The sequence below is a fragment of the Corynebacterium sp. genome, assembly GCF_030532195.1.
Taxonomy (GTDB): Bacteria; Actinomycetota; Actinomycetes; order Mycobacteriales; family Mycobacteriaceae; genus Corynebacterium.
In genome coordinates, this window is the sequence record NZ_JAUNLP010000004.1 from 164,020 (window position 1) to 179,207 (window position 15,188).

At 58.2% G+C, this 15,188-nt stretch carries 12 protein-coding genes; 7 read left to right on the plus strand and 5 right to left on the minus strand.

Annotation, left to right across the window (positions count from 1 at the left end; all coding sequences use genetic code 11):
• The first annotated feature begins 106 nt into the window (after positions 1-106).
• A complete protein-coding gene (locus tag Q4E11_RS06150) occupies positions 107-520 on the plus strand; it encodes a YccF domain-containing protein (protein WP_303164440.1) in 414 nt (137 codons plus the stop codon).
• Positions 521-687: 167 nt separating this feature from the next.
• Here the strand turns inward: Q4E11_RS06150 and pgi are convergent, their stop codons facing one another.
• On the minus strand, positions 688-2,325 hold the full coding sequence (gene pgi / locus Q4E11_RS06155) for a glucose-6-phosphate isomerase (RefSeq protein WP_303164442.1): 1,638 nt from the start codon (positions 2,323-2,325) through the stop codon (positions 688-690).
• Positions 2,326-2,488: 163 nt separating this feature from the next.
• Here pgi and Q4E11_RS06160 point away from each other — a divergent pair, with 163 nt between their 5' ends.
• Complete coding sequence (locus tag Q4E11_RS06160) at positions 2,489-3,970, plus strand: NAD-dependent succinate-semialdehyde dehydrogenase (RefSeq protein ID WP_303164445.1); 1,482 nt, start codon at positions 2,489-2,491, stop codon at positions 3,968-3,970.
• Positions 3,971-4,003: 33 nt separating this feature from the next.
• On the opposite strand, the gene Q4E11_RS06165 is transcribed toward Q4E11_RS06160, so the two are convergent.
• On the minus strand, positions 4,004-4,381 hold the full coding sequence (locus Q4E11_RS06165; RefSeq protein WP_303164447.1) for a chorismate mutase: 378 nt from the start codon (positions 4,379-4,381) through the stop codon (positions 4,004-4,006).
• A gap of 167 nt (positions 4,382-4,548) precedes the next feature.
• On the opposite strand from Q4E11_RS06165, the gene Q4E11_RS06170 reads away from it, so the two are divergent.
• Entirely contained in the window at positions 4,549-7,011 is a 2,463-nt protein-coding gene (locus tag Q4E11_RS06170; protein WP_303164577.1) for a UvrD-helicase domain-containing protein, read from the plus strand.
• 36 nt (positions 7,012-7,047) lie between these two features.
• On the opposite strand, the gene Q4E11_RS06175 is transcribed toward Q4E11_RS06170, so the two are convergent.
• Together Q4E11_RS06175 and Q4E11_RS06180 are read right to left on the minus strand one after the other, a co-directional pair.
• Entirely contained in the window at positions 7,048-7,542 is a 495-nt protein-coding gene (locus tag Q4E11_RS06175; RefSeq protein ID WP_303164449.1) for a hotdog fold domain-containing protein, read from the minus strand.
• Positions 7,543-7,711: 169 nt separating this feature from the next.
• Entirely contained in the window at positions 7,712-8,419 is a 708-nt protein-coding gene (locus Q4E11_RS06180; protein WP_303164452.1) for a M23 family metallopeptidase, read from the minus strand.
• A gap of 695 nt (positions 8,420-9,114) precedes the next feature.
• On the opposite strand from Q4E11_RS06180, the gene Q4E11_RS06185 reads away from it, so the two are divergent.
• Genes Q4E11_RS06185 through purH form a run of 3 tightly spaced genes read left to right on the plus strand, consistent with a single transcriptional unit; the run spans position 9,115 to position 12,746 of the window.
• Positions 9,115-10,494, plus strand: coding sequence for a DUF6350 family protein (locus tag Q4E11_RS06185; protein WP_303164454.1), 1,380 nt, complete (start codon positions 9,115-9,117; stop codon positions 10,492-10,494).
• Positions 10,495-10,551: 57 nt separating this feature from the next.
• Positions 10,552-11,205, plus strand: coding sequence for a phosphoribosylglycinamide formyltransferase (purN, locus tag Q4E11_RS06190; RefSeq protein WP_303164456.1), 654 nt, complete (start codon positions 10,552-10,554; stop codon positions 11,203-11,205).
• A complete protein-coding gene (purH, locus tag Q4E11_RS06195; RefSeq protein ID WP_303164458.1) occupies positions 11,202-12,746 on the plus strand; it encodes a bifunctional phosphoribosylaminoimidazolecarboxamide formyltransferase/IMP cyclohydrolase in 1,545 nt (514 codons plus the stop codon). Before purN ends, purH begins: the two co-directional genes overlap by 4 nt.
• A 119-nt stretch (positions 12,747-12,865) precedes the next feature.
• Here purH and Q4E11_RS06200 read toward each other — a convergent pair whose 3' ends face one another.
• The gene (locus tag Q4E11_RS06200; protein WP_303164460.1) at positions 12,866-13,855 is read right to left on the minus strand and encodes a hypothetical protein; all 990 of its coding nucleotides are present in this window, start codon (positions 13,853-13,855) and stop codon (positions 12,866-12,868) included.
• Between the two features lie 312 nt (positions 13,856-14,167).
• On the opposite strand from Q4E11_RS06200, the gene Q4E11_RS06205 reads away from it, so the two are divergent.
• Positions 14,168-15,184 carry a hypothetical protein gene (locus tag Q4E11_RS06205; protein ID WP_303164463.1) on the plus strand — a complete coding sequence of 339 codons (1,017 nt, stop codon included), beginning with the start codon at positions 14,168-14,170 and terminating at the stop codon, positions 15,182-15,184.
• Positions 15,185-15,188 lie beyond the last annotated feature (4 nt).

Genomic DNA, 15,188 nt, shown 5'->3' on the forward strand with positions numbered 1-15,188 from the left:
CGGGCTAAAATTCTATCCGCTTTACGACGGTCTGCCGCGCCAAAACCTGAGTGTGGCAATTGTCACTTCGGGCAGGGGCATGAGAACCGGACTACACTTGGGTGGCATGAAGAAGTTGCTGAATATCATTTGGTTGTTGTTCGGTGGCCTGTGGCTAGCCTTGGGCTACATTTTCTTTGGCATTATTGCCTGCATTTTCATTGTCACTATCCCCGCTGGTGTGGCGTCGTTCCGCATGGCGGCCTACGCTCTGTGGCCGTTTGGCCGCACAGTTGTTGCTCACCCGCGTCAGGGCGCGTTGGGCAAGTTGGGCGCCGGTCTGATGAATGCGGTGTGGTTCGTTGTCGCTGGCCTGTGGCTGGCAATCGGCCACATCACCACCGCGGCAGCTCAGGCTGTCACCATCGTTGGCCTGCCGCTGGCGGTAGCCAACATCAAGATGATTCCGGTTACCTGCTTCCCGTTCGGCAAGGAGATTGTCAAGGGCTATCGCGCTGACGGCTACGCGGTCAAGATTTAGCCTCTGCTCCTGGGCACCTGGAAACCAGGATTCACCGCCAAAAAGTAGCCAAGAAGCCATACAAGTAACAAAAGTCCGCCGCCGGCGAGAAGCCGGTGGCGGACTTTTTAGTTGCTCAGTGTAGTTGCCGTGGGCGACCTGGCCCAGATGGCCTAGTGCTTGATGGTTTAGCGCTTGTCGCGGTACCAGGTCAGCAGGGCATCGGTGGAGGCATCGCCAGAATCAGGGGCGACCTCGCCGGTGACGGCCGGCAGTAAATCACCTGCCTGCTGCTTGCCCAGCTCCACACCCCATTGATCGAAGGAGTTCAGGCCCCAGACAACGCCCTCAACGAAGGTGATGTGCTCGTAGAGTGCAATCAGCGCACCAATTGCGTCCGGGGTTAGCTCCTCAGCCAGGATGGTCGTGGTCGGACGGTTGCCCGGCATGACCTTGTGCTCAACGAGTTCCTCCGGGATACCTTCCGCACGAATCTCGTCGGCGGTCTTACCGAAAGCAAGAACCTTGGTCTGGGCGAAGAAGTTACTCATCAGCAGGTCGTGCATGGAGCCTTCGCCGGAAGCCGTCGGCAGATCTTGGCGTGGGCGAGCAAAGCCAATGAAGTCGGCCGGAACCAGGCGAGTGCCCTGGTGGAGGAGCTGGAAAAATGCGTGCTGACCGTTAGTTCCCGGCTCACCCCAGAAAATTTCTCCAGTGTTGTAGTCAACCCTCTTGCCGTCGACACGCACGGACTTGCCGTTCGATTCCATGGTGAGCTGCTGAAGATACGCCGGGAAGCGGGAGAGATCCTCCGAGTAGGGCAGGACGGCGTGCGATTGGGCATCCAGGAAGTTGGAGTACCAGACGTTGAGCATGCCCATCAGGACCGGGACGTTTTCCTCCAGCGGTGCGTTGAGGAAGTGCTCATCCATCGCGCGGAAGCCCTGGAGGAAACGCATGAAGTCCATCGGACCGACGACGGCCATGATGGACAGGCCGATGGCGGAATCGACGGAGTAGCGGCCGCCGACCCAGTCCCAGAAACCGAACATGTTCTCGGTGTCGATGCCGAACTCCGCGACCTTTTCAGCGTTGGTGGAAACCGCGACGAAGTGCTTGGCGACGGCATCCTCGCTGCCGAGCTGCTCAATGAGCCAGCGGCGGGCAGCATGAGCGTTGGACAGCGTTTCCTGCGTGGTGAAGGTCTTGGACGCGACGATAAAGAGTGTGGACTCCGGATCGACCTCATCCAGCACAGCCTGCAGGTCAGACGGGTCGACGTTGGAGACAAAGCGAGCCTCGATGCCAGCGGTGGCGTAGGTGCGCAGCGCTTTGGTCACCATTGCCGGGCCCAGGTCGGAGCCTCCGATACCGATGTTGACCACGGTCTTAATGGTGTGGCCGGTGTAGCCCAACCAGTCACCACTGCGCAGGCTGCGGGCGAAGTCACGCATGCGACCGAGCACCTCGTGCACATCGGCAGCAACATCCTGGTCATCGACGACCAGGTTCTCCTCCGCCGGCAGGCGCAGGGCAGTGTGCAAAACCGAGCGATTTTCGGTGATATTGATTTTGTCACCGCGGAACATCTTGTCGCGGGCCTCTTCAATACCAGCAGCGCGTGCGAGCTCAACCAACTCTGCGAAGCCGTCCAAGCACATCAGGTTCTTGGATAAATCAACGTGGAGATTTCCGGCGTCGAAGGTCAGCTTGTCGGTGCGACCTTCCTCAGTTTCAAAGAGCTTGCGCAAGTTGACTCCGCGTACGCTGTCAACGCGCTTAATGAGCTTTGCCCACTGCTCGGTTCCGGTGATATCTACAGTCATTCCTGCTCCCCAGGTTGGTCGAAAGCACTTGATACGCACAAGCCTAGTTGCGTTTTGGCGCTCTCGCCGGGGCAGCCCTTGCCGGAGCCGAAGGAGCGCCAAGATTGATACAAATCACAATCCTCCCTAGCCGACATCACCAATCACGCCTAGCCTGGGATGTATGAGTGAATTAACTGCCGAATACCAAGAAATTCTGAAAGACGTTCCCACTGGCCTACTGCTCGGCGGTAAGTTCCGCGAGGCCTCCAATGGTGAGACCTTCGACGTTATTAACCCCGCAACCGGCAAGCCGCTGGTCACAGTCGCATCAGCCACGGAGGACGATGCTCGCCAGGCGCTTGACGACGCCGTTGCCGCCCAGGACGAGTGGAAGGCCACTTCGCCGCGAAAGCGCAGTGAGATTCTCTACCGCGCGTTTGAGCTAATTCGCCGCGACACTGACAAGTTGACCAAGCTCCAGTCGCTGGAGATGGGCCGTGCGCTCCCGGATTCCAAGGGTGAGGTGTCCTACGGTGGGGAATTCTTCCGCTGGTTTGCCGAGGAAGCCGTGCGTATTTCCGGTGATTACCGCATTGCCCCGGCCGGCACGTCGCGTGTGGCCGTTATCCGTCAGCCGGTCGGTCCGGTTCTGGCCATTACTCCGTGGAACTTCCCGCTGGCAATGGGTGCTCGCAAGATTGCACCGGCGCTGGCCGCTGGTTGCCCAGTGATTATCAAGCCCGCCTCCAAGACCCCGCTGACCATGCTTTACTTGGGCAAACTGCTTGTCGAGGCCGGTGTTCCCGCAGGCGTTATCTCCGTGCTGCCGACGGGGCATTCGTCCAATATTTCCGCACTGCTTTCCGATGACCGCGTTCGCAAGTTCACGTTCACCGGCTCCACCGAGGTCGGCCAGATGCTTGCAGCCAAGGCCGCCGAGACGTCGATGAAGGTCTCTCTAGAGCTCGGCGGTAACGCACCATTTGTCATTCTTTCCGATGGCGACGTGGACAAGGCCGTCCAGGCAGTCGTGGATGCCAAGCTCCGCAATGGCGGTCAGGTGTGTATCGCCCCGAATCGCTTTATTGTCCATGAATCCAAGAAGGACGCGTTCGTCGAGGGCGTCGTCAAGCGCTTTAAGGAGCTGAAGCTCGGCGAGGGCACTGATCCAGCCACGAATCTGGGGCCACTGGCGCTGCGCGATCAGCAGGAAAAGGTGCGTGACCTGGTCAACGATGCCGTTGAGCGCGGCGCCAAGGTCGAGGTCGGCGGCGGCATCCCGGATTTGGGAGGCGCGCTTTCCGACGGCTACTTCTTCGAACCCACGGTTCTGACCGATGTGCCCGCAGATGCGGATATTGTCCGCGAAGAGATCTTCGGTCCGGTCGTGCCAGTTGTGACCTTCACCGATGATGATGAGGCAATTAAGCAGGCCAATGACACGATCTTTGGGCTGGCTGCTTATGTCTTCAGCGAGAACCTCACCAAGGCGCTCGGTGCGGCCGAGGCCTTGGAATCCGGCATGGTTGCGGTTAATAAGGGCTCGCTGTCGGATCCGTCTGCTCCATTTGGTGGTGTAAAGCAGTCGGGCCTGGGCCGTGAGGGTGGCTTCTCGGGAATCGATGAGTTCCTGGAGGAGAAGCTGATTTCCCTGGAGGCCTAATTTATCCGGACGATTCCGGATTACTCCGGCGAATTAGCCGAGGCGTCCGCGTCCCATCCGCAGCAGTGCGGAGGCGATTGCCGGGCCCTCGGGGCCGAGCTCGTCGCGGAACTCGTTGATGATTTGAACCTCACGGCCGTGAACCAGACGAGTGCCTCCCGAACCGAGACGGGTCTTGCCGACGGCCTTACTGATAGCTGTGCGGCGCTTGATGGCATCAATAATCAGTCCATCTAAGCGGTTAATTTCCTTGCGGTACTGCTCGATTTCAGCCGAGCTGAGTGGATCATCAGTGCCGGTGGGAGTGCGAACTTCGAAAGGAGACACGGCCTCAGCCTGCTGGCTGTGCACAGTCTCATGGTCAGAAGTGCCAGGGGGTGCGGTGGGAGTGTCCGCAGGGTTTTCGCTCATGTGTCCTATTGTGCCAAAGGACGCCGCCAATCCAATCCGCGGGCTCCGCTACTGTAGAAGCCATCATGGGAAATGAAACTGGAATGCTGTTCGGGTCTTTCAACGCAGATGATGGTCGGGCTGGTGATGGCCGGGCTGGCACTGGTAGTAACGTCGGCTTCGGCGGGATGGGCGCTGGGCCGGATGCTGGCTTTGATGCCGAAGGTCTGCTGGAGGGGCTAAACCCGCAACAGCGGCAGGCGGTGGAACACATTGGTTCGCCACTGCTCATCGTCGCAGGTGCGGGGTCGGGCAAGACGGCTGTGCTCACGCGCAGGATTGCGTATTTGATTGGTGCGCGCGGCGTGCTGCCCAGCCAGATTTTGGCCATTACCTTTACCAATAAGGCTGCCGCTGAGATGCGTGAGCGTGTGGCCGGTTTGGTTGGGGGCCAGGCGCGGCGCATGTGGGTCTCCACGTTCCACTCCATGTGTGTGCGCATCTTGCGTATGCAGCATGCACTGGTGCCGGGGCTCAATTCCAACTTTTCCATCTATGATTCCGATGATTCCCGTCGCCTGCTGGCCATGATCGCCAAGGACATGGATCTGGACGGCAAGAAGTTCACCGGGCGGGTGCTGTCGTCGCGGATTTCCAACTTGAAAAATGAGTTGATTGATCCGGAGCGGGCTATTGCTGATGCATCGACGACGCGGAACCCCTTTGATGATGTTGTCGCACGCGTCTACCTGGAGTACCAGACGCGCCTGCGGGCTGCGAATGCCGTTGACTTTGATGATCTCATCGGCGAGGTAGTCCGTATCTTCACCAACCATCCGCAAGTGGCCGAGTACTACCGTCGTCGTTTCCGCCATGTGCTGGTGGATGAGTACCAGGACACTAACCATGCGCAGTATGTTTTGGTCTCGGCACTCGTCGGCAAGCCCGGTGGTGCGGTGCCTCCGAGTGAGCTGTGCGTTGTGGGTGATTCGGACCAGTCGATTTATGCGTTCCGTGGTGCGACGATTCGCAATATTGAGGAGTTTGAGAAGGACTACCCAGATGCGACGTCGATTTTGCTGGAGCAGAATTACCGGTCGACGCAGACGATTTTGTCGGCGGCCAACGCGCTGATTTCCCGCAATGAAAACCGCCGGGAAAAGAAGCTGTGGACTGATCTTGGTGAAGGCGGCAAGATCAAGGGTTATGTGGCTGATAACGAGCATGATGAGGCCCGATTTATCGCCAACGAGATTGAGCAGTTGGTGGACTATGGTCCGTATTCCTACTCGGATATTGCGATTTTCTACCGCACGAACAACTCTTCACGTGCCTTGGAAGATGTTTTCATTCGCATGGGCGTGCCGTATACGGTGGTCGGTGGCACACGGTTCTATGAGCGCAAGGAAGTCCGCGATATTGTCGCCTACCTGCGGGTAATTGAGAACTTCAATGATGACGTGTCGCTGCGGCGCATCATCAATACTCCGCGCCGTGGTATCGGAGACCGAGCGGTGGGACATGTTTCCCTGTATGCCGAAGATGAGCGTTGCTCTTTCGGCACTGCTTTGCGCGCTGCGGCCGAGGGCAAGGTTCCGGCAGTGGCTGCGCGCAGTCGAAATTCGATGGCTGCGTTTGTGGAATTGATCGACACGCTGGCGGCGGACATGAAGTCCGGAGATCTGGCCGATATCGGTGACCTAGTCAATGCGATTATTGACCGCAGCGGGTACAAGGCTTCGTTGGAAAACTCCAATGATCCGCAGGATGCCACCCGCCTGGATAACCTGAATGAGCTGGTCAGCGTTGCTCGTGAATTCTCTGCCGAGGCACGCATGATGTCCTCGATTGATATCAGCGCCGATGTCGATGACGACGCAGACGGGGCAGAGACTGATTCTGAGGTTGAAGCCGCGGCCGCTGGTGAGATTGCCCGTGATTTCTCCGAGGACTTTGCCAACGATGGCGAAGCAGAACCCGGCAGCCTGCAGGCTTTCCTGGAGCGAGTCTCGCTGGTGGCTGATGCTGACCAGATTCCGGACGATGACACTGGTGTGGTGACGCTGATGACCCTCCACACCGCTAAGGGCCTGGAGTTTCCAGTCGTGTTCCTCACTGGTTGGGAAGACGGCCTCTTCCCGCACCTGCGTGCTCTGGGAGACCCGAAGGAGCTCGCGGAAGAGCGGCGCCTGGCGTATGTGGGCATTACCCGCGCCCGCAAGCAGCTGTACTTAACGCGTGCGGTGATGCGTTCCTCGTGGGGCTCGCCACAGAACAATCCGCCATCACGGTTCCTGGGAGAAATCCCAAGTGATTTGATCGATTGGCTCCGGGAAGGCCCGACCAGGGCCTGGGGCTCGGGCAGCTCTATCGGTTCCAGCGGTTACGGGGCTGGTGCTGGCAGCGCGTTTGGTCGTGGCCATGGCTCGGCGGGCTTCGGATCCAGCGCCGGTTTTGGGGCAGCATCGAGGAAGAAGAACCAGGTCTTGCACTTGGAGCCGGGAGACAAAGTTGTCCATGACAAGTACGGCCTGGGCACCGTGCTGGAGGTCCAGGGTGTGGCACCGCGGGCTACTGCCATGATTGACTTCGGCTCCGCGGGCAAGGTGCGCATGATGCTCATCGGCGGAGTGCCGATGGAAAAGCTCTAAGCCGCATGTCAGGAAAGAGGGGAGGCGGAGCGAGCCTTATTTCTTAGGCTTCTTCGCCGTTACCCAACAGTTGATTGTGACGTCTTGGACCTCCGTGCCCTCTTCATCCGTCAGCGTGATGTGCACGGGGAAATCGACACCACCGGTTTCTGGCGTGATTGCGGAAAAGTCCGGCAGCTCCGCCTTGGCCACTGCCGTGAGCCCGCCGACGGAAATCCGCCTATAGTTCGTCGTCATGCCCTTGGGCACCCAGCGGTGCGAGGTCGGCACACTGGCCTCGCACAGCATGCCCATGGCAAACTCCGCGAGATTGCACGCAGCAATGGCGTGCACGGTCTTGATGTGGTTGCGCACGCCCCACCGAGCGGACATATGCGCCACGGCAAGACCAGGCTGCATCGTCTCCCGGCGAGGACGGATCGTGCGGAAATACGGTGCCACCATCGACGCACTGAAGGAGAAGAGACGCTTGCCGACGACCGGAGTCGCAGCCATCTTCTTCCACAGTTGCAGAGTTTTAGTTTCGGCCATGAACCAAGAGTAAAGGCCGAATCGTTCAACGCGCGGCAGTTTTGCGGAATCTAGTTGCACTTAGTGGTCGTCACGCTTGCAGAGAAAAAGAAACTGCCAGTGTTTATGGCACTATAGCGGCGAAATTCAAGCCGAAAGTGCCATAAACACTGGCAATTTGTTGCGTGATTTAGTTGATGCTCAGACCGCGCTCGAGGAACCATGCCACCGGGTCAACCGGGGTGGTGCCATCTGGGTGGATTTCAAAGTGCAGGTGAGTGCCGGTGGAGAAACCGCGGTTGCCCATGCCAGCAATGACTTGGCCAGCGCGAACAGCCTCGCCAACAGCGACGTAGATGGACTCGATGTGGCCGTACACGGACACGGAACCGTCATCGTGGCGGACACGAATCCACTGACCGTAGCCCTGAGCCGGGCCGGCATCGATAACAGTGCCGTCCATCACGGACATGATTGGAGTGTTGGTGACGTTGGCAATGTCAACGCCGTAGTGGAATGTGCCCCAGCGTGCCGCAAAGGGAGAGGTGAACACACCGACGGTTGGAATGGACAGCTTCGGTGCGCGAGCAGCCAGGTCGCGAGCAATGCGTTCCTGGTTGTACTGCAGCGCGGTAGCCAGCTGAGTGCTCAGGTTGGTGTTCGGGTTGAAAGCGCTGGAGGCCAGCACCATAGGTGCATTGTCCTTCGGCTGGGCAGCGCGCGTCTGAGTAGAAGCGGAGTGCTCCGGTGCCTTGTCGTCGTTCTCTGCTGCGTGGGCGACGGCGTTGGAAGAGGCGATAGTGGACGCAGAAAGTGCGACCAGTGCCGCACGTGAAGTTGCGGACACCTCTACCTTGCGGTGCTTGCCGCCTCCGCGACGAGCATTGAAAAACGTCACTTCATTCTCCCCGACATCAAGCTTTTGTAATCCAACTGTTATGCAACTTCCGTAGATAATAACGGTTCTATATACCGGTGGCAACTTAAAATTGTGAATATGGTTTACCGTTTGGTTACCTTTTGTTCACAGGGCGGTGGCTGTTTGGCCGGGTCGGCTGAGTTTCACAGTGAGCAGTGAATGACGCTAATGCCTTTCTATATGAGGTTATATAGGGCTTCAGAGCAAGTGGCCCCAGATAATAGGGGCACTGAAATATATTGCGAATATATTGCGAAGAATTTCGCCGTCATCCACCCCGTCATCCACCCCATCCTCCAGATGATACGGAAAACGGTTCCGAACGCGGTGACGGGAAACTACTGGGAAAACTATTCACCGCTGTATATATGGCACTATATGGCGATATAGCTTTAGTAACGGCTTGCACGACCAGTCTTGGGAAGGACAATGTCACTGTGAAAGGCGCGGACTCTCGAAGGGGCACCTCCGGTAGCGATCGAAACCGGCGAAGTCGCACCGGCACTGGTGCAGGCGCCGCCAGCAGCACCCGTAGCCGGGGCAGCGGACGGGCAGCTCGTGCATGGCAGAATTCACAACCCAGTCAGGGGGCTGCAACTGGCTCGAAAGGGTCGGGGAGTAGCCGAGCTGCTTCTGGAAGGACGGGGGCAAAGGGCTCCGGGACGTCGTCACGCATGAGCGCGCTGCCCGGTATCAGCCGTTTCATGAACTCGCCGCGCGTGCGTCGGTTCGGGCTGTCGGTGCTGGGGTCGTACGGTGTCGTACTGCTGTTCATCATCTCGGTGGCGCTGATTGGCGTCATCGTCAGCGGCGCGGGCATGTCGCCGCTGCCCGCAAGCATCGCGTCGCTGTGGATGATGTTCAACCTCGCACCGTTCCGCTTCAACGGCACGACGTTGGGGCTAACGCCTGCGCTGCCGGCGGTGCTGATGGTCGGATTCATCGCGTGGCGCGTGCGTCGCGAGGTCGCCGACCGCATCAGCATCAAGGACGTCCGTGCGCTGGTCGGCGCCTATCTGTTAACGCCGGTGGTGCTCACCATCATCGCGTGGCTCATGCTTTACGACGCATCCAAGGTGTTTCCCCGCGTTCAAACACCAAGTTTCGGTCTTGCGATTGCAGCCAGCCTGCTAGTCAATCTGGTTGCGCTGGTGCTGGGCATGGGGCAGCGACTAATCCGCGCACTGCTGGTGCGTCGTCGACTGCCGGAGTGGCTGCTGGGGTCGGCACGCCTGGCCGGCAGCTATGTTGCTTGGCTGTGGCTGGTCGGCGCAGTAGTAACCGTGGCGTCACTGATTTGGCATTACGAGCTGCTGTCGCAGACCTATGCCATTACCGACACCACTGGTGATGCCATTGCGGTAACTGGCTTGTCGCTGTTGTACGTGCCGAACATTGCGTTCGGTGCGCTCGGCGTGCTGGTCGGTGGTCATTCGTCCTTTGGTCCTGCTGAAGTGGGGCTCTTTGCGGTCCACCCAGCGCAGCTGCCGCCGCTGCCGATTCTTGCCGCGATGCCACAGTCGCTGCAGCACTGGGCTTTTGGTGTGCTGATTGTGCTGCCAGCCGCGGTTGCAGTGTGGCGCGTGGTGAAGTTCCTGAAGTCCACCACGGCCAAACGGCCGTACCTGGTCGTGGTCGTCGCTGCGGTGTGGTCAGCGCTGTTCCTCATGGCTCTGGCGTGGCTGATGGGTGGCGAGGTCGGAGTCTTCGGCTGGGCCGGTGCATCGTGGTGGTTGACAGGGCTGCTGGGCTCGATGTGGTTGGTCGTGCCGGGAGCCATCGTGGTGGTGGCAATGACTGGACTGCCGTCGGCTGGTGGCTACCAGCAGGTGCCAAAGGTTCGTGCTGAGAAGTTCCCGCCGAAGACTGAACAGGGTGCTGCCACCGAGGATGATTCCGCCGAGGATGATTCCGCCGATAACTCCGAAGGTACCGAGGAGGAACCGGAGGAGGTGGTCGACGGGGAAGTGGTGTCGACATCTGAGGGCGACCAGGATGAGGAAGAGGCGGACAACGAACCGTCGCAAAGCGAGGAAGAAAGCAAAGACAGTTAGCCACAACTTAGGGGTCCGGAATTTGGGCTCCATGAGTGGCTAGGTATGCTAAACGCCGTGACTGAAGCACAGCCCGTCGCAGATTTTCCGCACAATAATTCCGCTAACCAGCAGATTCGCATCGTGGTCCTCGCCTCCGGTGTGGGCTCGCTGCTGCAATCGATGTTGGAGTTGCTCGATAAGGACAAGGTTCAGATTGTCGCGGTCGGGTCGGACAAGGATTGTCCGGCACTAGAAAGGGCTCAAAAGCTAAGCATCCCAACCTTCCAGGTTTCCTTCGACGAAGAGGCGAAGAAGGACCGGCAGGGCTGGGATGCTCGTGTTTTGGAGGCCGTAAATAGCTTTTCGCCGGACATCGTTGTCTCGGCGGGTTTCATGCGCATTCTCGGGCCGTCCTTTGTGGATGCCTACAAGAATCGCATCATCAATACGCACCCAGCGCTGCTGCCGTCCTTCCCCGGAGCGCATGCAGTACCGGATGCGCTTGACTACGGGGTGAAAGTCACCGGCACGACCGTGCATATAGTTGATAATGGAGTGGACACCGGGCCGATTCTGGCGCAGCAGCCAGTGGCCGTCGAAGACGACGACACGGTGGAGACCCTGCACGAACGAATCAAGGTTGTCGAACGCCGACTCCTGGTTGATGTATTGCACTCGATTGCCGATCACGGAATTGAGCGTGACGGACGAAAGGCTTATCTGAAATGACCAACGACAGCACGCAGCGTAAACCCATCAAGCGCGCTTTGATTAGTGTCTACGACAAGACTGGGCTCGAGGAGCTGGCTCGCAACTTGCACGAGGCTGGCGTAGAAATCGTTTCCACCGGTTCCACCGCGGGCAAGATTTCTGCAGCCGGTGTCCCGGTCACCCCGGTTGAGGACCTCACCGGTTTCCCGGAGTGTCTTGAAGGTCGTGTTAAGACGCTGCACCCGCGTGTTCACGCCGGCATTCTGGCTGATACTCGCAAGGAAGACCACCTGGCTCAGCTGAAGGAGCTCGGTGTTGAGGCCTTCCAGCTTGTTGTCGTTAACCTGTACCCGTTCCGCGAGACCGTCGCATCGGGCGCTACCTACGACGAGTGCGTTGAGCAGATCGACATCGGAGGCCCGTCCATGGTTCGCGCTGCAGCGAAGAACCATCCGTCGGTTGCCATCGTCGTCGACCCGGCTCGCTACAACGATGTCACCGCTGCTGTGAAGGAGGGTGGTTTTACCCTCCAGCAGCGCAAGGAGCTGGCACGCGACGCATTCCTGCACACCGCGGATTACGACGCAGCTGTGTCCAACTGGTTTGTTGAGCAGCTCGGTGAGGATACCGATAAGGTCACCCCGCTGCGCTACGGCGAGAACTCCCACCAGAAAGCAACTCTGACCCGCATTGGCTCCAAGGGCCTGGCAAACGCCAAGCAGCTCAACGGCAAGGAGATGTCCTACAACAACTACCAGGACGCCGACGCCGCATGGCGTGCCGCCTGGGACCACGAGCGTCCGTGCGTGGCCATCATCAAGCACGCTAACCCGTGCGGTATCGCTGTCTCCGACGAGTCCATCGCTGCAGCTCACCGCGCTGCTCACGCATGTGACCCGATGTCCGCATTCGGTGGCGTCATCGCCGTCAACCGCGAGGTCTCCGTTGAGATGGCCGAGCAGGTCAAGGACATCTTCACCGAGGTCATCGTCGCTCCGTCCTACGAAGACGGCGCAATCGAGATCCTGAAGACTAAGAAGAACCTGCGCATCCTCGTCGCCGAGTACGAAGCACCGACCACCGAGAATAAGTTCATCTCCGGCGGTCTGCTCACTCAGGACCCGGATACCTACCAGGCAGAAGGCGACAATCCGGAGAACTGGAAGCTTGCCACCGGCGAGGCTCTGTCCGCCGATGAGCTCGCTGAGCTCGAGTTCGCATGGCGCTCTGTCCGTGCCGTGAAGTCCAACGCCATCCTGCTGGCCAAGGACAACGCCACCGTCGGCGTCGGTATGGGCCAGGTCAACCGCGTGGACTCCGCAAAGCTCGCAGTCGAACGCGCAAATACGCTTGCCGACGGTAAGAACCGTACTAAGGGTGCCTACGCTGCATCCGATGCCTTTTTCCCATTTGCTGACGGCCTGCAAGTTCTCATCGATGCTGGTGTGAAGGCAGTGGTTCAGCCAGGTGGCTCCATCCGTGACGAAGAGGTCATCGCTGCTGCCAAGGAAGCTGGCATCACCATGTACATGACTGGTACTCGCCACTTCTTCCACTAGTCCCCGGCTGAGGCTGGGAACCAGCCGCAGAGGTGTGTAGCTCGAAGTGAGCAAACGACCGCCGAGATGCTTATTGCCATCTCGGCGGTTTTTGTTGTCTTGGTGGTTGTGGCAGCTGCCTAGAAAAGGCGGCGACCGCGCTGGCGCAATCTGATTACGGGATTTCGTTGCTGTGCGCCCAGTGCGATGACTGAGTTGGCGACGGTGCCTGCAATTTCCAAGTCGCGGTCAGTGGGCGGCTGCTTCGATACTTGCAGGTGAGGGCGCCATGCATTATTGGGATCCGGCTTACCAAGCTCAATGAGCCTGTTATTCGCGTAATCAATGTAGAAGCCGTGTGTGGCCATATATCTGTCCACGCCATTATCAAACTCATCACGGCGCCAGCCATCGTCGGCGACACGAAAAACATAAGGGCACCACCCGTAGCGGGAGGGGATGATGTAGCGGGTTTCGGGGCTGAGGCGCCAGTGACCGCGCGCTGAACTCCATACTTGGTCATAGGAATCTGACAGTGCCATTCCCAGACGCAGTCGCTGGTAGCGGTCTTCGTCTACCGGTACATCATCAACAATCGTGGTGAGCTCTTCGACGTTGGCAGCGTCGACAACATTGGCGCCCAACCAGGCCTCTTGGGCATCGGTGTAGGGGCCAGTCACATCCTTGTGAAACGACGATGGAATGACTTCCTCCGCACGTTTTGGAGCGCGTTGTCTAACGGCATATCCCCACAGGCGAGGCGGTCCCATTTTGAACAATACGACTGTTTCGGATGGCAGTTTGTCATGGACTTCCTTGCGCGTCATGTAGTTGCCCGAGAAGATTTTCTTCAATACCTCGTTTGCAATTCGCGCTTCTTGAGCTTGTGCTGAGGAATTAACCATTCGAAATTCGCTGAGTTTCGCGCGCGTAAGGAGCTCAAGAATATCCGCAATGTCGAAGTAGCCTGTCGTGGCAGCTGGGGAGTCTCCATCGAAAGCAGGGTGGTCGGCATAGCCTAGTTCGGTTGCGATTTCCCTTAATAAGTCGGGGGAGATTGTTAGCCGATTGTGCGTGCCAATTAGCTCGGCAGCGTTGATTTCACGTGCGGTGTTACGTGGAGTATCCAATGAGTCTCCTTATCATCCCCTAATCACGGGGCGTTGTTGTTTGGATTATCGCCCAGTGGTGAAGCGTCCCACGAAACTCGCGTCCGAACGCCAAGGTGTGTGGTTTACAGGGGATATGCAGGATTCGCAGGCAGATATGGTATCCCAAACAAACTCAAAAATATGTAATGTTTGTGGTTTAAGCTTAACAGGCCTGTTCTAAATCTGCTGTATCAGCCCCGATGTCGATATAGGTGACGTAACGTTTATGGCGCAATCATTACGGGTAGCAGATTTGCCGCGTCTTGCGCACAGAAACGAATAGGAGAATTGATGGACCCGTCTGATCAATGGGGCTACCGCGACCAGTGGGGCGAATCGGAGAACTCATCTAGTCGTGGCGAAGGTACCAATGGTGAAGGCGTTATCGGCGACAATGGCACCGGCCGAGGAACGCCGAAGACCAACCAGTCTTCGACAAAGAAGGTGCTAATCGCAGTTGCGGTTATTGCTGTACTTGCGGTTTTGGGTGGCGGTGGCTGGTATCTCGGTCAACGTAATTCTTCATCTGATGAGCAAGCCTCGCAGCAGCCGACTCCAACGGTTCCTTCAAACGTGGCCCGCACAACTGACTCTGGGGACAATACGTCCTCAGAAGAGGCGACGCGTCAACGTGAAGAACAGCCGACCACCAGCAAGGGATCCTGTGAACAGGCAAAAAGTAACTCTGGAATGCATAGCCCCGTAGCTCATTTTTGTGATGGGCAGTGGGCGTTACTCGGCGACTACGGCACAGATCATATCGACCTGCTCTATTGGATGGGGGATGCGTGGGGCACGTACGAAAGTGACGGTTACCACTCCGATGGGGCGCGGGGAGAATGTTATGACCGAGATAAGTTAGCTGATGTAAAGGCGCCTATCGAGCTAAGAGACCTGATGTATCAGAAAACTCTTCTGTGTCATCAGGATTTACCAACGACTGACGAAGACTCATCCACAAACTCAACCTCTGATGACAATTGGGGGCGTTATGGACCTGATGGTGATTGGCTGCCGTGGGCAAAATGCGACGGAGACAGCTACGCCTTGATTGTCGATTCCGTATTGGTTGCACCAGGCGAAGAACCATATGACCCAGTGAATGAGAGCCTCGATGCGCACCCCGGCTCAATATCCACGTATCCCGGAACATGTGATGCATTTCGCGCAAAGGCTGACGGAATGACCGTCTATCCCATCTACATCGACTACGGGGATGATCTCGCCGGAGCATGTGCCGCTGAAGCCCGCGGCGAAGGTCAAGTGCGCAAGTTACAGCGGGTCGCGGACTACAACAGTCCCTGCTAGCAAC